Raw genomic sequence first — 16,903 nt, 5'->3', positions numbered from 1 at the left:
GGCGTCGTCCACGATGGACGGCGCCCGTCTCCTCTTCCCGGCTCAGGCGCGCGAGCCGAACAGCTGCGTCCAGTAGTACCGGTACGGCCCGCCTTTGGCCATGCCGATGCCCACGGCTTTGTGTGAACAGTTCAGGATGTTCGCCTTGTGCCCGGGCGAGTTCATGAACTGGTTCATCGTCGCCTTGGCGGTCGCGTTACCGGCGGCGATGTTCTCGGCGGAGGCGTACTGGTAACCGGCTGCGCGGGCCCGGTCCCACGGCGTACGCCCGTCGAGCGAGGTGTGCGAGAAGTACGCCTGGGCGGCCATGTCGGCGCTGTGCCCCTCGGCCGCCTTGGCGAGCTTGTCGTTGAACACGACCGCGCCGCAGCCCGCCTTGGCCCGCTCGGCGTTGATGAGGGCCAGCATCTGCTTCTCCGGGGACAGCTTCGCCGGGCTGCTCTTCGGTGACGCCGTCCGGCCGGCCGGGGCGGACGGCGAGGGCACCGCCGCCGGGGTTGCCGAGATCGAAGGCTGGGCCACCGCCGACGCGGTGGGCGTACCGGTCGGATCGGGCCGGCCGTCGGCCGCGTACGCGATGGTGCCGCCCGCGACGCTGGCCAGCACTACGGCGACGGCCGCCTTGACGGCCAGCCACCGCAGCGGGCTGCCCGCCACCTTCGCGGTCGGTTTGCCGAGCAGCACCGCCAGCGTTCCCGCGTACGCCGGAACGGCCACGCCGACGCGCTGACACTGCGGGCATCGGCGCACGTGGTGGTCGACGCTGGCCCGCTGCTTCGACGACAACGGCGGCTGCGCACCCCCGAGCAGGCGGCTCAGCGGCTGGCAGCGGTCGCTCTGGCGGACCACCATGGTCGTCTTGATGGCGTTGCCCAGCGCGGACCGCGCCCGATGGACGAGCACGGCGGCGTGCGCACCACGGACGCCGACCACCTCGCCGATCTCCTTGCTGGACAGGTCCCAGCGCAGGGCGAGTTCCAGGACCGCACGCTGGCGCGGTTCGAGTCCCATGGCCGCGTCCCAGACGAGCTGGCGCGTCTCGCGGCGTTCCGCCGCCGCCTCCGGGCTGGCCAGCGGATCCGAGTCGGCGACGTCGACGTCTTCGCCGAGCGGCAGGAACGCGCGGCGGCGGGCCGAGCGCAGAGCATGCCGGTACGCGATCGAGAACAGCCAGGTCCGCACGGCGGCCGGGTCACGCAGCGCGGGCAGGTCGCGCCAGGCGATGAGGAAGCATTCCTGGACGATGTCCTCGGCCTGGTGATGGTCGCCGACCTGCCGGACGACCAGGCCGAGCAGACCAGGCCAGTACCGGCGGTAGAGCTGTTCGAACGCGTCGCGGTCCCCGGCCGCGGCGGCCTGCGCCAAGGGGGCGTCGGACGTCATGTTCACTCCCGGGGGTCGAGGGCTTGACCCTAGTAGGTGCCTGCGGACCACGGCACCATTACGGTCAGCGCGGAGATTTCCGCGACGAGCCCGTGGATGCGATGCTGCTGGGTGGTCAGCGAGACGGCGGACTGGCGGCCGGATGAGCCGGGCACAAGCGTCAATATGCCTGACATTCGAGCGGTAGAGGATATCGTCACCTCATGACCGATTTGCCCAGCCAGACCGGTCCACGGGGTAGCTCACATCGAGATCAACGCCGCTGCGGAGGGGACGAGAAGACATGCCGTACGGGCAGGAACCGACCGACCACGCGGAGCGCAGTCAGCTGGCCGCCAAACTGCGGCAGAAGCGGGAAGACGCGCAGCTGACCGCCGAGGAGCTCGCCGGCCGGATCGGCATCACGGCCGACGACGTCGAGGCGATCGAGCGAGGCGACAAACCGGCGTCCCGGCAGGTCGTCTACGGCTGGCTGAACGCCTGCGGAATGCTCGGCCCCGAGCGTCGCGCCATCATGGACCTCGCGGACAAACCCGCCGCCCGCTGACGCCCGCCGCCCGGATCCCCGCCGACCGCCGACGAACCGCGGCGCGGGACAACTACCGGGCGCGGACAACCACCATCGGGATGGCCCAAGCCGGATATGGAAGCGCTCCCATATCCGGTTTATCCTCAGTTCACGTTCTCCTCATCGCCCTTCAAGGAGAGATCCGTGAACAACCGTCCCCCAGCACGCCTCCGCGCCCTCGTGTCCGCGCTGGCGATCGCCGCGGTCTGCGCCGTCTCCACCGGCGCCGCGTCCGGCATCGCCCGCGCGGCCGCGTACCCCTATCAGGACCCGTCGCTGCCGACCTCGGCTCGGGTCGCCGATCTGCTCGGCCGGATGAGCCTCGACGAGAAGATAGGCCAGATGACTCAGGCCGAGCGCGGCTCGGCCACCCCCAGCGATGTCACCACCTACCGGCTGGGCTCGATCCTGTCCGGCGGTGGCTCGACGCCGTCGTCCAACACCCCGTCCGCCTGGGCCGACATGGTCGACGGCTTCCAGAACGGTGCGCTCGCGACGCCGCTGCGCATCCCGATGATCTACGGCGCCGACGCCGTCCACGGGCACAACAACGTGGTCGGCGCGACGATCTTCCCGCACAACATCGGCCTCGGCGCCGCCCGTGATCCGCAGCTGGCCCAGGACATCGGCCGGGCCGTCGCCGAGGAGGTCACCGGCACCGGCGTCCAGTGGGACTTCGCGCCGTGCCTGTGCGTGGCCCGCAACGATCGCTGGGGGCGCACGTACGAGTCGTTCGGCGAGAAGCCGGAGCTCGCGTCGGCGATGACGACGATCGTCACCGGGTTGCAGGGCAGTACGCTCGGCGCGGCCCCAGCGTCCGTCCTCGCCACCGCCAAGCACTACGTCGGCGACGGGGGCACCGCCAACGGCACCGACCAGGGCAACACCCAGATCTCCGAGACGGAGTTGCGCGCGATCCACCTGCCGCCGTTCCAGGCCGCCGTGCAGAAGGGCGTCGGCTCGGTGATGATCTCCTTCAGCAGCTTCAACGGCGTCAAGATGCACGGCAACCAGTACCTGATCACCACCGTCCTCAAGGGCGAACTCGGGTTCACCGGCTTCGTCGTCTCCGACTGGAACGGCATCGACCAGATCGACGGCGCCACCGGGCTGTCGGCGACCGACGTGCGTACGGCGATCAACGCCGGCGTCGACATGGCGATGGAGCCGACCGCCTGGAAGACGTTCATCTCGCTGCTGCGTACCGAGGTGCAGGCCGGGCGGGTCACCCAGGCGCGGATCGACGACGCCGTCAGCCGCATCCTGACGAAGAAGTTCGAGCTGGGCCTGTTCGAGCGGCCGATGGCGGACCGCTCTTACACCGGCTCGGTCGGCAACACCGCCCATCGGGCGCTCGCCCGCCAGGCCGTCCGCGAATCGCAGGTCCTGCTCAAGAACACCGGCAACCTGCTGCCGCTCGCGAAGTCCGGCGGCAAGATCTTCGTCGCCGGTAAGAGCGCCGACAACATCGGGTACCAGAGCGGCGGCTGGACCATCACCTGGCAGGGCGGCAGCGGCGCGATCACCCCCGGAACGACCATCCTGCAGGGAATCCGCAGCACCGTCGGCTCCGGCGCGACGGTCACCTACAACGTCGGCGGCAGCGGCATCGACTCCTCGTACCGGGTCGCCATCGCGGTCGTCGGCGAGACCCCGTACGCCGAAGGCCAGGGCGACCGCCCGAGCGGGCTCGGCTTGGACAGCACCGATCTGGCCACCCTCAACACGCTCAAGGCCAGCGGCGTACCGGTCGTCGTCGTCCTCGTCTCGGGCCGCCCGCTCGACATCAGCGCACAACTGCCGGACTGGCGGGCGCTGGTGGCGGCCTGGCTGCCCGGCACCGAGGGGCAAGGCGTCGCCGACGTCCTGTTCGGCGACTACGCGCCCACCGGCAAACTGCCCGTGACCTGGCCCGCCGGCGCGAGTCAGGAGCCGATCAACGACGGTGACGGCCAGACCGGCCTGTTCCCCTACGGTTACGGGCTGACCTACTCGGCCGGGGACACCTCACCGCCGAGCACCCCCGGTACGCCGACCGCCTCCGCCGTCACCAGCAGCGGCGCGACCCTGACGTGGAGCGCCGCGACGGACAACGTGGGGGTGACCGGTTACGACGTCCTCAACGGCGGCTCGGTCGTCGCCTCCACCGCCACGACCTCGACTGTCCTGAGCGGACTGACGCCCGCCACCACCTACACCCTCACCGTCCGAGCCAGGGACGCCGCGGGCAACCTCTCCCCCGTTTCCGGACCGGTCACCTTCACCACCACCAACGGCGGCACCGGCGGCGGGACCTGCAAGGTGGTCTACACCGCGAACGACTGGGGCGGGGGCGGCTTCGGCGCCGGCGTCACGATCACGAACACCGGCAGCACCAGCATGACCAGCTGGACGCTGCGGTTCACCTTCCCCGGCGGCCAACGCGTCACCAACGGCTGGTCGGCGACCTGGACGCAGTCCGGCGCGGACGTGACCGCGACCAGCATGAGCTGGAACGGCAACCTCGCACCGGGCGGCTCCACGAGCATCGGCTTCAACGGAAGCTACACCGGCTCGAACCCGCCGCCGGCGGCGTTCACGCTCAACGGGGCGGCCTGCTCCACGAGCTGACCTGCGCCGCGCGCCCTGGGCCGGAGTCGTGCCCGGCCCGGGGCGTACCGCGATCAGGCCGACAGGCGGAGCGTGAGGATCTCGAACGGCCGCAGCGTCACGTCCACGCCGCCGTCGGCGACGACGAGGTCGGTCAGCCGCCGCTCCAACAGGTCCACCACGGTGGCCGCTCGCACCGGGAAGCCCACGGTCAGCCGGGCTGCCGCCTGATCGCCCCGCGCCTCGTAAAGACGCACGACCAGGTCGCCGCCGCGATCGTCGGCGAGCTTGACCGCCTCCACGACGACGCCGGGCTGCGACGACGCCACCAGCGGCGGGTTCGCCGGGTTCACGGCCGCCACCCGCAGCGGCAGATTCAGCCGGTACCCCTCGGCGATCGCGTCGCCGACGCTCGCTCCCGGCAGCAGCGCGTACGCGAACCGGTGCACATCCTGATCGGCATGCGGATCCGGGCTGTGCGGCGCGCGTACCAAGGTGAGCCGCACGGTGGTGGTCCCCGGGCCGCGTGTGACGTCGTGGCCGTAGGTGGCGTCGTTGAGGACGGCGACGCCGTAGGACGGCTCGCCGACGTGCATCCAGCGATGCGCCCAGATCTCGAACCGGGCGTCGTCCCAGCTCGTGTTGGTGTGGATCGGGCGGCGCAGGTGCCCGTACTGGATCTCGGCCGTCGCGTGGTCGGTGTGTACGCCCACGGGGAACGCGGCCTTGAGCACCTTCTCCGACTCGCGCCAGTCGACCGTGGTGTCGACGTCGAGCCGCGGCGACCCCGCCGCGAGCCGGTAGGTCTGGGTCATCCGCGACGCGCCGAACACCCGGACGACCTCCACCTCGGCGAGGAGCGGCCCGTCGGCGCGAACCGTCACCGACTCCGCCGTGGTCAGGTCGGTCACCGTGTTGCGGTAATGAGCGTCGATGTCCCACGCGTCCCAGTTCGTGGGGTGGTCCGGATGCACCTGCAGGAGATTGCCGCGCTGCCCGGCGGCCACGGCCTCGCGTCCGCTGTGGACGTCGACGGCCGACGTGATCAGCCCGTCGCCGTCGACGACGACGCGCAGTACGCCGTTGTCGAGGACGACCCCGGCATCGGTGGTCGCCACCGTGGCCGGCGGTCCCGCGTACTCGGCGATGGCGCCGATGCCGAGTGCCGGAGCGCTCGCCCACACGGCGTACCGGCCGCCGGGCAACGGCTGCCCGGCCCCGGAGGGCACGACGATCACCTCGTCGCGGGCGTGCGGGGCGGCGTTCAGGACCGCCGGAGCGGACGCCCCCAACTCAGTGGCCGCATCGGCGATCAGCTCCTCCAGCTCGGCCTGAATCCGCGCGTACGCCTCGCGCGCCTCCTGGTTGACCCACGCGATCGAGCTGCCGGGCAGGATGTCGTGGAACTGCAGGGTGAGCACCTGCTGCCACACCTTCTCCAGCCGCTCGTACGGGTAGGGCGCGTTCGCGTACCGGGCCGCGGTCGCCGCCCACAGTTCGGCTTCGCGCAGGAGATGTTCGCTACGCCGGTTGCCCGCCTTCGTCTTCGCCTGCGTGGTGTAGGTGGCGCGGTGCAGTTCGAGGTACAGCTCACCGACCCAGACCGGCGCGTCGGCGTACTCCTCCTGTGCGGCGGCGAAGAACTCCGCCGGGGAACGAATCGTCACCGCCGGGCTGCCGTCGAGATCCCGGAGGCGACGGGCCCGTTCGAGCATGTCGCGGTTGGGGCCGCCGCCGCCGTCGCCGTAGCCGAACGGAACGAGCGACATCGTCGCCGGTCCCGCGTCGGCGAACTGCGTCTCGGCCCGGTTCAGCTCCGCCGCCGTCAGTTCGGCGTTGTAGGTGTCGACCGGGGGCATGTGAGTGAACAGCCGTGTGCCGTCGATGCCCTCCCACCAGAACGTCGAGTGCGGGATGCGATTCACCGCGCTCCACGAGAGCTTCTGGGTCAGGAACCAGTCGTTGCCCGCCAGCCGCGCCAGTTGCGGCAGCGCCGGGCTGTAGCCGAACGAGTCCGGCAGCCACACCTCGCGGGTCTCGACGCCGAACGCCTCCAGGAAGAAGCGCTTGCCGTGGATCAGCTGCCGGGCCAGGGCTTCGCCGCCGGGCAGGTTCGTGTCGGACTCCACCCACATCCCGCCGACCGGCACGAACGTGCCGTCTGCGACGGCCTTGGCGATCCGCTGCCACAGCTGCGGGCGGCGCTCGCGGATCCAGGCGTACTGCTGGGCCTGCGACGCGGCGAACACCAGCTCCGGATACTCGGTCGCGAGCTGCGTCACCGTGGCGAACGTGCGCGTGGCTTTGCGAACGGTCTCCCGCAGCGGCCACAACCAGGCGGTGTCGATGTGGGCGTGGCCGACCGCGCTGACGCGGTGCGCGGAGGAGTGTGCGGGCCGCGCCAGCACCGGCGCCAGCACATCGCGGGCCGCCTGCGCGGTCGCGTTCACGGCGTGCAGGTCGAGCGCGTCCAGGGCGCGGCCGACGGCGTACCAGATCTCGGCTCGTCGCTGGCCCGGCGGCAGCTGGCCGCCGAGCTGGCTGAGCACCTCGAGGTCGTGCAGCAGGTGCCAGACGGCCTCGTCGCGCACCGCGACCTCTGCGCCCGCGAACCGGTACAGCGGCTCGGTCCCGGCGGTCGCGCGGTCACCTAGCGGGCTCGGCGGCCAGGCCCGGAAACCGGGCATCGGCATCGGGTTCGCCGCGGCCTCCACGAACAGGTCGATCGCCTCACCGCCGGCTGCGACGGCCGCCACCGGCACGTGGTGGTTGCGCGGCGCGATGCCTTTCACTGGTACGCCGAGAGCGTCGAACGCCAGGCCTTCGGCCTGGAATCCGGGCCAGGAGTCGGTGAACCCGAGGTCGACGAGGACGTCGACGTGGCGACCGGCCCAGTCGGCGGGGACGGCGCCGGTGAGATGCAACCACGTCGTCGACCACGGCGGTCCCCAGGGTGTGCCCGGCTCGAACGCCGTGTAGTCGGCGGCGAGCGCGTGATCGACAGCGACGGGTTCGCCCGGCGCGTGCCAGGCGGTGACGGTCAACGGATTCCGAAGTGGATAGAGCGCCGGGCGGATTCGCTGGGCCAGCACGCGATCGAGGCGGGCGGCGGTCTGACGTTCGCGGTCGTGCACGGCGGCTCTCCTCGCGGCAGCGGACTGGCCGGCGACTCGCCGCCGTCCGTCGATCGGCGCGCCGCTGACTCGTCGTCCCGGGTCAGCGTCACGGTCAGTAGCATTCGACACGGTAACGCGGCGAAGCCTAACGAAAGGACGGGACCACATGTGGCACCGCAAACGTGTTCTCGTCCTGGCCGGACGTGGCCGGTATGAGGATCCGTGGCACGACCACGCGGCCACCTCGCACGCCGTCGCCGTCGAGATGGCGACGCTCGGCGTCGAGGTCCAGATCCGCAGCACCTTCGCCGGCGTCTTCGCGCTGCTGGACGATGTCGACCTCCTGGTGGTCAACTGCGGCCGGGGCCGGCCGGATCCAGCCTTCGACGGCGACGACGAGCAGTGGCAGGCGGCCCACGCCGCCATCGTCCGGTACGCCCGCAGCGGCCGGGCGATTCTCGGACTGCATCAGGCGGCGAACACCTTCCCCGACCACCCGGGGTGGCGTGGCATCCTGGGCGGACGGTGGATTCCGGGGCATTCGACGCACCCGCCGCAGAGCGTCGCGACCTTCACCCCGGCCGCCGCGCACCCCGTCGTGGACGGGCTCGGCCCGGTGGTGGCCGACGACGAACAGTACTGCGCGCTGGATGTCGCCGAAACCTCGGAGATCCTGCTGACGACCCACCACGACGGCGTCGATCACCCGGTCGCCTGGCTCAGCGGCGACGCCCGGGCGATCTATGACGGGCTCGGCCACGGCGTCGAGTCGTACGCCTCCGCTTCGCGGCGGCGACTGCTGCGCCGCGAGGCGATGTGGTTGCTGGGCGCCCCGGACGACGAGGTACGCGCCGCCTGACCCGGTCGCGGTGAAGGTCGCCGGGGTCGGGTCGACCGTGCGGGCGAAGATCTTCTTCGACGAGGCGTGGCGCCCAGTCCACCGGGTTCGATCAGTCGGCGGTCGCGGGCGTGCGGCCGAGTTCGCCGGCAAGCTGCCGAAGCCAGGTGGTCTTCGTGCGAATGGTGACGCCGATGGACCGGAGCCGGCGCCCTCCAGCGCACCACCGAGGAGATCGAACATCGCCGACGTCGGCGGTGCCGCCGGAGGTTGAGTCAAGCGGAGGTTCGGGCCTTGGCGGCGGCGAAGGAGTGATCGCCGCTGCCGGATCGGCCGCGCAGTTCCGCCGGCACTCCCCCGGTCCCGTCCACCGGCTCCTCAGCACGCCGGGCGCGGCCGGTCGGCGACGACGCTGCGGCGGGGCGCAGGGTGCCGTCAGCGACCCGGCCCGTACCGGGCGGGACCATGGGCGGGGTCATTCCGGCCGCCGACGAGGAGGATCCGGCCGAGGTCGCCGCCGCCACGCTGAGTTCTGGGCCGGCACCGGCGGCTCGCCGCCCGGCCAGCGTCCGGAGCGCAGCCGGCAGGGTCGGCGTACCGACGGCGGCGCCGAGGGAGCCACCCGGCACGGAAACGGTGGGCGGCGACTCGACCCCGGGCAGCGAACCGCCGGGCAGGGTGGGGACGAGGTCTGCCCCGGACAGCGACAATCCGTCGCCCGACAGTCCGGCAAGGTCCGACAGGTCGGCGGACACGCCGGCTGCGGAGACCAGGCCCTGCAAGCTGGTGACCGCGCTCGTCACGGACTCGACCGCGGTGACGACGTCGTCGGTGGAGTTGCCCTCGCTCGCCGGTCCGATGCTGACGCTCGGCGTCCTGATCCCGGCGGCGGAGCAGACCTGGAGCATGGTCGTGTCGAACAGACCGCCCAGGGCGGTCATCTCAGCACCGGAAGCCTGCTGGAAACCCAGGGCGGCCCAGGCGGTCAACGGGTTCGACAACGCCGCCAGGTAGCTCTGGTACAGGCCGGACACGATCTGGAAGCTCGCGGGGACCGCGCCCGCGAGCGTACCGAGGCCGGAGACGACCTGGGACGCGTCGATCCGGTCGCCCCACATCTTCAATTCGGCGAGCGTGCGCTGAGTTTCGCGTTCCAGTTCCCGACCGGCCTCGTCCGGCCAGTGCGGCAGCAGGTCGGCGGCGCGTACGTGCAACTCCACCTCGGCGGCGGCGATCCATTCGCGTACCTGGGTCCACATCCGGGCCGCGTCGGTGAGGGCGCTGACGTTGGCGTTCTGCGCGGTCACCATGGCGAGGTGGGTCTCGATCGGCAAGAGGTTGTACGGGACCACGGTGCGCTCCTCAGACTGGCTGCTGGTCGGTGGACTGGGCGGCGGCCTTCTCCTCGGACTTGCCGGCGGAGTCGGCCCTGCCGGCTGAGTCGGATTGGTCTGCGGAGTCGGACTGGTCTGCGGAGTCGGATTGCGACGTCGAGGCCGAGCCGCCGAGCGACTGGACCATGCTCACGCCCGCCGTCGCGAGATCGGCCGTCGCGGCGACGAGCTTCGCCGCACTGGAGACCTCGGCGGCCGAGTAGGTCACCGCGATCGTGGTGACCTTCGCGCTATAGGTCAGCAGCTCGTCGGTCACCTGCGTCAGATAGGCGGCGGCCGCGACGGTGGCGGCTTTGTCCAGAAGGGACATCGCGATGCCCTCGACCAGCCCGGTCAGGTTCGGCGGTACGCTCGCCCGGCCCATCGAGTCCGGGATCGGCGGCACGGTGAGCTGCTGGGAGAAGGCGGCCATCGCGGTGGGGTCGCCGTGAACTTCGTACATCAGGTGCCTCTCCTCGGGGTCCGGCCTTCGGCCACGTCGTCGTGCTGATCGACCTGCCACATCTCCTCATCGAGGAGGCTGATCGTGTCGTTCTCGGCGTCCCAGCGCCGTTGGGCCGCCGGGGCGGCCTTGGTCGCGCCGTTGCGCCGGCCACGCAATGCCACACCGGGCACACCGGCCACGCCGGGCGCTGCGGCGGCTCTGCGGTCTCGGGGGCGGCCGGAGACGGGCTGCTCGCTCGTGCCCGGCTTGATCCCACCCGGTTGCTTCGCGGCGGCGGCCGCCGCGTGAGGCGGATACATCGGCGGATACCCGCCGGTCGCGGCGGTGGCAGTGGTCAGCGCGGTCGGCAGCGGTGTGACAGTGGGCCCGGTGCCGGTCGTGGGAACCGCCGCCCGCGCCACCGCGTCGGCCACGACGCCGCCGTCGACGGCCGATCCGGCGCCGGCCAGGCCCGGCAGCCCCGAGGCGACGCCGGGCACGGAGCCCGGGTTGATCACGTCGCCCAGGTCCGTCGGCAGCGGGCTGGTGACCGGATCGGGCGTGGCGCCGCTGCCGGTCAGGGCCTCGGCGAGGTCGCTCAGCGCGCTCACGACGTCGGACGCGTCCTTCGTCGGGTCGGTCGACTCAGTGGACGTCTCCTCCGGCGTCGTGGCCGGATTCGGCGTCTCCTGTAGGGACTCCGGGGCCGACTCGGGGTCGGGCGTACTGGTCGGGCCGGCGGCCGATCCGGCGTCAGGACTCGTGCCCCCGGCCGGACCGCCCGGCGTCTCCGACTCCCCCGCGCGAGGACCTGGCCACAGCAGGCCACCGACGGCCAGGGTCATCGCCTTCGCCGTGTCCGCGTACGCCTGCCCCAGCTCGTTCATGGCTCGAACCGAGTCCGCAGTCGCGGTGACCAGTTCCTCGGTCATTTGAGCAGAGCTCAGTTTGCTGACGTGGGGATCCGGTCTGCCAGGGGCGTTCAGGACATCCTCGTACCGGTAGCCGCGGAGCGCCCAGTCACGTCGTTGTTTGGCGAACTCGACCTTGCCGTACGTCGTGGTGATCAGATTCGGCAGGTCGGTGAGCCGCTGCACGACTCCCGAGTCCTTGATCTGCGTTATCCACGCCCCCAGCGCGTCCCGGGACTGGACCAGGCGACCGTCGACCTCGGTATGCGCGCCGTCGGTCCAGCCGTCAGCCACCACTGCGCGCCGGTTCTCGAGCTGGGCCTCGGCCAGACCGAGCCAGGTCGTGAACCCTTGCCACATGGCGAGCGCCTGCTGCAGCTGCTCGCGGTGACCCAGTTCCGCCTTGACCGCCGCCAGGTGCTGGTCGATCGTCCACGCCTTGTAGTCGAAGGTCATGGCGTGGCTCCCACGGGATCGTCGAACCGAGGCTCCCGGTCGGGCAGCCCGTCGGCCGGGGGACGGTTGACGATCGCGGTCAGTTCGTCCCGGCTCATTCCGGCAGCCGTGGCGTAGAGGTCCGCGCAGTCGGCGATCATCGCCTGGAAGCCGGCGAAGCCCTGGCGTACGTGGGTGATAAGTTCCTGCACCTTCTTCGTGCTGTCCACGTCGCAGCCGAACAGGCCGGTGCACCCGAACTCACCGGTGCACTCGGGCATGCCGCCCGCGCAGGCGTGCGCCGGTTGACGGACGAGGTCGTCGCCGTAGGACGGAGCGCCGAGCCGGCTGGCCGCCTCCCGCATCTTCTCCGGCTTTCCGTCGGTGAACTCCTTCGCCATGCTCCCTCCCTTGTGGACGTCATCGACAGCCAAGCAGCCCGGCCGGACCGGGCGCGGCAGGCGGCAGGTTCCGGCCACGGCTACTCCCCCGGTGGCAGCCAGCCGAGCTGGACGAGTCCCTTGTGGCCGCGCCGATCCACGAGCCAGCCTCGGCCGGGCGGGAGCACCCGGGCACGCATACCGCCGAGCAACGGACCCTCGTCCCGGTCGCCGGACATCATCAGACCGGGGGTGCCGACCTCCCGGAGCCTGGCCAGGAACGGCTCGAACAGGCCCCGCCCCGCTCCGCCCGTCCGCCGCGTCAGGACGACGTGCAGCCCGATGTCGGACGCTTGCGCGGCCAACGGCAGCAGCGACATCAGCGGATGGTTCTGATGGGTGGCCACCATGTCGTAGTCGTCGACGAGCACGAAGATCTCCGGTCCGCGCCACCAGTCGCGCGCCCGCAATTGCTCCGGCGTGACGTCCGCACCGGGCAGCCGCTTGGACAGCGCCCCGGCCACCTCCGCGAGCAGCCCCCGGCTCTGCTCGTCGTTGGTGCCGTAGCCGAGCAGGTGTTCCGGGCCGACTTCGCCGAGCAGGCTCCGGCGGTGGTCGATCAGCACGATGCGGGCCTGCTCCGGGTGGTAGGCCCGGGTGATGCGGCGGGCCAGCAGGCGCAGGAACGACGACTTGCCGCACTGGGTGTCGGCGAGGAGGAAGAAGTGCGGGTCGGCCGCGAAGTTCAGCCGCATCGGGGACAGATCCTTCTCATGGACGCCCACTGCGAGTCCCGCCTCCGCGCCGGCCAGGTCGTCGGTCTCGGGGAGGTCGGCGTACGGGTGGACGCCGGGCAGCAGCCGCACGGACGGGGCCGGCCGCCCAGGCCACGCCGCCGCGACCGCCTCCACCAGGCCGCGTACGCCGTCGGCCAGATCGTCGGCGCCGGTCCGGCCGTCGATCCGGGGCAGCGCGGCCAGGATCTGGTGACCGCTCATCGAGATCCCCCGGCCCGGCGCACCCGCCGGTACGCTCATCGCGGCCCGCCGATCGATGAACGAGTCGATCGGGTCACCGATCTTGAGCTCCACCTTGCTGGCGAACAGATCGCGGACGTTCATCCGCAGATCGAAGGAGCGCGCGCAGCTGGCCGCGAGGTGGATGCCGTAGGACAGCCCGCGGGCGGCGATGTCGGCGACCATCTCCTCCATGTCCTCGAAGTCGCCGCGCAGCGTCTGCCAGCCGTCGATCACGAGGAACACGTCGCCGTAGTGGCTGTCGGCGAACCTTCCCTCGGCCCGGAGCCGGCGGTAGGTCGCCATGCCGTCGATGCCGTGCTCGGCGAACAGCGCTTCCCGCTGCGCCAGCAGAGTCGCGACCTCGGCGACGGTACGCCGGACCGCGCCGGTGTCGAGCCGGCCGAAGACGCCGCCCACGTGCGGCAGGCCGGCGATCGAGCCGAGCGTGCCGCCGCCGAAGTCGAGGACGTAGAACTGCACCTCACGGGGAGTATGCGTGAGCGCGAGGCTGGTGATCAGCGTCCGCAGCACCGTGCTCTTGCCGGTCTGCGGCCCGCCGATGACCAGCGTGTGCCCGGCAGCGCCGGACAGATCCAGCTCCAGTGGATCGCGGCGCTGCTCGAAGGGGCGGTCAACGAGGCCGAGCACCGGACGCAGCGGCTTGGCGCCGGGGACCGTCAAGCCGCGTACCGGGTCGACGGCCAAGCCGGGCAGCAGCTGGTCCAGGCTCGGCGGGTCGGACAACGGCGGCAGCCACACCTGATGCGCCGGCGTGCCACGGCCGGCCAGCCGGTCGACGAGCACGTCCAGCAGCGTCTCGCCGACCGCGGTGTCTTCGTCGAGCGGCTCGGGAGCCTCGTCGACGTCGAGGTCGGCGGCGACGTAGGAGGTCGTGTACTCGCGCAGCGCCAGGCGTTCGGTCGCCGTGGCCGGAATTGGCTGTCCGGTGGGACGCTGTCGCACCCCGGACACGTACGCCGACCGGAAACGCACCATCTGCTCCGTGCCGACCTTGAGGAACCCGTGACCGGGCGCCCGCGGCAGCTGGAAGGCGTCGGTGACGCCGAGCACGGCCCGGCTCTCCATCTCGGAGAAGGTACGCAGCCCGATCCGGTACGACAGGTGCGTCTCCAGGCCCCGGAGCCGTCCCTCGTCGAGCCGCTGCGAGGCGAGGAGCAGATGAACTCCCAGCGACCGGCCGACCCGTCCGATCTGGACGAACATGTCGATGAAGTCGGGCTTGGCCGACAGGAGTTCGGAGAACTCGTCGCAGATCACCAGCAGCGTAGGTACTTCGGGCAGCGGCGCGCCCGCGGCTCGCGCCTTCTCGTAGTCCCGCAGCGAGGAGAAGTGCCCGGCGGCCCGCAGCAGCTCCTGCCGCCGGATCAGCTCACCGTTGATCGCGTCGGTCATCCGGTCGACCAGGTGCAGTTCGTCGGCCAGGTTGGTGATCACGGCGCTGGTGTGCGGCAACGAGTCCAGCCGGGTGAAGGTCGCGCCGCCCTTGAAGTCGATCAGCGCGAAGTTCAACGCGTTCGGCGGATGGGTGACCGCCAGGGCCAGCACCAGCGTACGCAGCAACTCCGACTTGCCCGAGCCGGTCGCCCCGATCAGCAGACCGTGCGGACCCATCCCCTCCTGGGCCGATTCCTTCAGGTCGATCTCGATCGGCGCGCCGTCGGCCTGGATTCCGAACCGCACTCGCAGCCGATCCCGGTGGGGTCGTGGCACCCAGGTGCCGTCCGGGTCGAGCAGGTACGGGTCGTCGAGTTCCAGCAGCTCGGCCAGGCCCAGCTCAGTGGTCATCGGCGCGTCGCCGTGCAGACCAGCGCTCAGCCGCAGCGGCGCCAGTTGCCGGGCCAGTCCTTCCGCGGCGACCAGGCCGAGCGAATCCGCCTGCCCCAGGTGCGTACTGCCGTCGAGGGTCTCGCTGACGAGATCTCCGGTGGCGTCGACGTCCAGCACGACCGCGGTGCGGTCCAGCACCCGCGGCGGCGGCGAGCTGAGGTCGACGACCGTGACGCCTTCGACGCCGCCGCCGGTCATCAGATGGCTGGATCCCACGACCGCCCCGCCGTCGAGGACCACGACCAGCAGCGGGCCGGGCGTCCGCGTGTCCACCTCCGGGTCGAACCGCGGCCGCTTGGTCAGCTCCTCCTCCAGCATCGACTCCAGCGCCGGGATCGTCGGCGCCACCAGCCGGAGCGGGCCGAGCGCGTCGGTACGCTCCGGGTGCAGCGCGTGCGGCAGCCACTTGGTCCACTCCCAGTCGGCGCGCTGGACGTCACCAGCGCAGACCGCCACCCGCAGATCGTCCGGCGGGTGCAGGGTGACGAGCTGCGCCAGCATCGCTCGCACCATGCCCAACGCGGTCTCCCGATCGCCGCGCAGGTAGATGCGGCTGAACCCGTTCGTCGCGATCGCCAGGGGCAACCGCTCGATGGCGGCGTACGTGGTGATGAATCGGCGCAGCGCGAGCGCCGACAGCGGCTCCAACTCCTCGAGGGCCTTGGTCTCCGGGGCGACGATCGTCAACGCCGGACTCTGCGCTCCCCGCCCGATCCGGGCGGTGCCGAAGTCGGGATCGTCCTTGCGGCGCTCCCAAAGCCGGTAGCTCGCCGCTAGCGCCCACAACGTGGCCGGATCCGGATGCAGATACTCCATCACGTCGCGCTGACGGCGTACCGCACGCCGCAGCCGCAGCCGGTGCTGGGCGAGGTGCCGCAGGTATTTGCGCCGGGCCTGCCCCATCTCCCGTTTGCTCGGGCCGCCGCCCTGCAGCAGGCCGGTGATCAGCATGACGAGCATGCCGACCCCCATCAGGCCGTAGATCACGAAGCGGACCGAACCGCCCAGGGTGCCGGAGTACATGAGCATCATCGCGACGGTCATCGCGACCATCGGCAGCACCGTCAGCAGCTGCGTCCACTGCATCGCCGCCGGGGGTGGGATCTCCGGCGGCGCCTGCAGGATCAGCTCCCCGGCCGGCATCTCCGGAGCCGGTCTACGAGCCGGTCTCTTCACCACGACGGTCGCCACGAACGCGATCGTGCGCCGGGGCCGGCACCGGATGGGGCAGGTGGCAGGAACGTGCCGCCTCGGTTCGGGCGACGGCGCGGCTACCTAGCGTTGCCCGCAGAGGAACCCGAGTAATGGGAGGACGTGTGACGGGCGGAAACGGTTACTGGATCGACATGACCTACGCGGACAACGCGTACGCCATCAAGGTCCACGAGGACAGAAGCGACGAACAGGACCGGGCCACCCGGGCCAACGACGCGCGCAGCAGCACCACGATCGCCCAGCGGATGGGCGGCACGGTGCAGAACCGGGCCTTCGACGCCGGCCGGGCCAGCGTCGAGGACTTCACCCGGGTCCACCGGAACGGTCAGGAGACCAACGAGAACAACCGGCTGGCGATGACCACCGTCCAGGGCGGCGACCTGGAGACCGTCCAGGTGCAGGCCTCCATCGACTACGGCGTCGCCGGCGCCATCAACCGTTGAAGGGCAGCTTGAGATGAACGATTCCGACCGCTACTTCGTCGGCATTCCCGACATGTACGCCGAGAGCAGCGAGTTCTTCCAGCACGCGACCTTCATCCGCGAGACGGCGGAGGAGAAGTTCCAGGTGGTGGCCCGGCTGGCCTCGGGCGATCAGCTGTCCGAGCAGCAGCTCGTCGAGGCGCAGTACGAGATGAAGATGGCCGACGACCACTCCGGCGGCCTGGAGCAGCACGGCCGCGTCTTCGGCAGCGTGGGCGACATCGCCGAGCAGACGTTGAGCACCGCGCTGCGGATCGTCACCCGGCACTGAGCCGCACGCGGCCCAGCCCACACGAAAGGC

At 71.3% G+C, this 16,903-nt stretch carries 13 protein-coding genes; 5 read left to right on the top strand and 8 right to left on the bottom strand.

Annotated elements, in window-relative coordinates:
* Nucleotides 1-42: 42 nt before the first annotated feature.
* Both AB0H43_RS27960 and AB0H43_RS27955 read right to left on the bottom strand, forming a co-directional pair.
* Nucleotides 43-1,383 (bottom strand): sigma-70 family RNA polymerase sigma factor, encoded by a 1,341-nt coding sequence (locus tag AB0H43_RS27960; RefSeq protein WP_360004056.1) that lies wholly within the window; start codon nucleotides 1,381-1,383, stop codon nucleotides 43-45.
* Nucleotides 1,384-1,412: 29 nt separating this feature from the next.
* Nucleotides 1,413-1,538 (bottom strand): hypothetical protein, encoded by a 126-nt coding sequence (locus tag AB0H43_RS27955; RefSeq protein WP_360004054.1) that lies wholly within the window; start codon nucleotides 1,536-1,538, stop codon nucleotides 1,413-1,415.
* A gap of 128 nt (nucleotides 1,539-1,666) precedes the next feature.
* Here AB0H43_RS27955 and AB0H43_RS27950 point away from each other — a divergent pair, with 128 nt between their 5' ends.
* Nucleotides 1,667-1,930, top strand: a complete 264-nt coding sequence (locus AB0H43_RS27950) for a helix-turn-helix transcriptional regulator (protein ID WP_360004053.1) — start codon at nucleotides 1,667-1,669, stop codon at nucleotides 1,928-1,930.
* Nucleotides 1,931-2,095: 165 nt separating this feature from the next.
* Entirely contained in the window at nucleotides 2,096-4,561 is a 2,466-nt protein-coding gene (locus tag AB0H43_RS27945; protein WP_360004051.1) for a glycoside hydrolase family 3 N-terminal domain-containing protein, read from the top strand.
* A 53-nt stretch (nucleotides 4,562-4,614) separates the two neighbouring features.
* Here the strand turns inward: AB0H43_RS27945 and AB0H43_RS27940 are convergent, their stop codons facing one another.
* Nucleotides 4,615-7,674 carry a glycoside hydrolase family 38 C-terminal domain-containing protein gene (locus tag AB0H43_RS27940; protein WP_360004049.1) on the bottom strand — a complete coding sequence of 1,020 codons (3,060 nt, stop codon included), beginning with the start codon at nucleotides 7,672-7,674 and terminating at the stop codon, nucleotides 4,615-4,617.
* A 148-nt stretch (nucleotides 7,675-7,822) separates the two neighbouring features.
* On the opposite strand from AB0H43_RS27940, the gene AB0H43_RS27935 reads away from it, so the two are divergent.
* Nucleotides 7,823-8,515: a ThuA domain-containing protein gene (locus AB0H43_RS27935; RefSeq protein WP_360004047.1), complete on the top strand. Its 693-nt coding sequence runs from the start codon at nucleotides 7,823-7,825 to the stop codon at nucleotides 8,513-8,515.
* A 254-nt stretch (nucleotides 8,516-8,769) separates the two neighbouring features.
* Here the strand turns inward: AB0H43_RS27935 and AB0H43_RS27930 are convergent, their stop codons facing one another.
* From AB0H43_RS27930 to eccCa, 5 genes are all read right to left on the bottom strand, one after another.
* Nucleotides 8,770-9,846, bottom strand: coding sequence for a hypothetical protein (locus AB0H43_RS27930; protein ID WP_360004045.1), 1,077 nt, complete (start codon nucleotides 9,844-9,846; stop codon nucleotides 8,770-8,772).
* Nucleotides 9,847-9,856: 10 nt separating this feature from the next.
* Nucleotides 9,857-10,330, bottom strand: coding sequence for a hypothetical protein (locus AB0H43_RS27925; RefSeq protein WP_360004043.1), 474 nt, complete (start codon nucleotides 10,328-10,330; stop codon nucleotides 9,857-9,859).
* Nucleotides 10,330-11,679, bottom strand: a complete 1,350-nt coding sequence (locus AB0H43_RS27920) for a hypothetical protein (RefSeq protein ID WP_360004041.1) — start codon at nucleotides 11,677-11,679, stop codon at nucleotides 10,330-10,332. Before AB0H43_RS27920 ends, AB0H43_RS27925 begins: the two co-directional genes overlap by 1 nt.
* Nucleotides 11,676-12,059: a hypothetical protein gene (locus tag AB0H43_RS27915; RefSeq protein ID WP_360004039.1), complete on the bottom strand. Its 384-nt coding sequence runs from the start codon at nucleotides 12,057-12,059 to the stop codon at nucleotides 11,676-11,678. Before AB0H43_RS27915 ends, AB0H43_RS27920 begins: the two co-directional genes overlap by 4 nt.
* 80 nt (nucleotides 12,060-12,139) lie before the next feature.
* On the bottom strand, nucleotides 12,140-16,096 hold the full coding sequence (gene eccCa, locus AB0H43_RS27910; protein WP_360004037.1) for a type VII secretion protein EccCa: 3,957 nt from the start codon (nucleotides 16,094-16,096) through the stop codon (nucleotides 12,140-12,142).
* Nucleotides 16,097-16,221: 125 nt separating this feature from the next.
* Here eccCa and AB0H43_RS27905 point away from each other — a divergent pair, with 125 nt between their 5' ends.
* Both AB0H43_RS27905 and AB0H43_RS27900 read left to right on the top strand, forming a co-directional pair.
* Nucleotides 16,222-16,563, top strand: a complete 342-nt coding sequence (locus tag AB0H43_RS27905; RefSeq protein ID WP_360004036.1) for a hypothetical protein — start codon at nucleotides 16,222-16,224, stop codon at nucleotides 16,561-16,563.
* A 13-nt stretch (nucleotides 16,564-16,576) separates the two neighbouring features.
* Nucleotides 16,577-16,873 carry a hypothetical protein gene (locus AB0H43_RS27900; protein ID WP_360004034.1) on the top strand — a complete coding sequence of 99 codons (297 nt, stop codon included), beginning with the start codon at nucleotides 16,577-16,579 and terminating at the stop codon, nucleotides 16,871-16,873.
* Nucleotides 16,874-16,903: the final 30 nt, after the last annotated feature.

Origin of the sequence: Hamadaea sp. NPDC050747 (assembly GCF_040654195.1) — a bacterium.
Taxonomy (GTDB): Bacteria; Actinomycetota; Actinomycetes; order Mycobacteriales; family Micromonosporaceae; genus Hamadaea.
This window is presented reverse-complemented; position numbering and strand designations above follow the sequence as displayed.

Bases quoted from the DNA above. Each gene is read 5' to 3' on its own strand.
- AB0H43_RS27950 (WP_360004053.1), top strand. From the start codon at position 1,667: ATGCCGTACGGGCAGGAACCGACCGACCACGCGGAGCGCAGTCAGCTG.
- AB0H43_RS27920 (WP_360004041.1), bottom strand. From the start codon at position 11,679: ATGACCTTCGACTACAAGGCGTGGACGATCGACCAGCACCTGGCGGCG.
- AB0H43_RS27900 (WP_360004034.1), top strand. From the start codon at position 16,577: ATGAACGATTCCGACCGCTACTTCGTCGGCATTCCCGACATGTACGCC.
- AB0H43_RS27915 (WP_360004039.1), bottom strand. From the start codon at position 12,059: ATGGCGAAGGAGTTCACCGACGGAAAGCCGGAGAAGATGCGGGAGGCG.
- AB0H43_RS27935 (WP_360004047.1), top strand. From the start codon at position 7,823: ATGTGGCACCGCAAACGTGTTCTCGTCCTGGCCGGACGTGGCCGGTAT.
- AB0H43_RS27960 (WP_360004056.1), bottom strand. From the start codon at position 1,383: ATGACGTCCGACGCCCCCTTGGCGCAGGCCGCCGCGGCCGGGGACCGC.
- AB0H43_RS27925 (WP_360004043.1), bottom strand. From the start codon at position 10,330: ATGTACGAAGTTCACGGCGACCCCACCGCGATGGCCGCCTTCTCCCAG.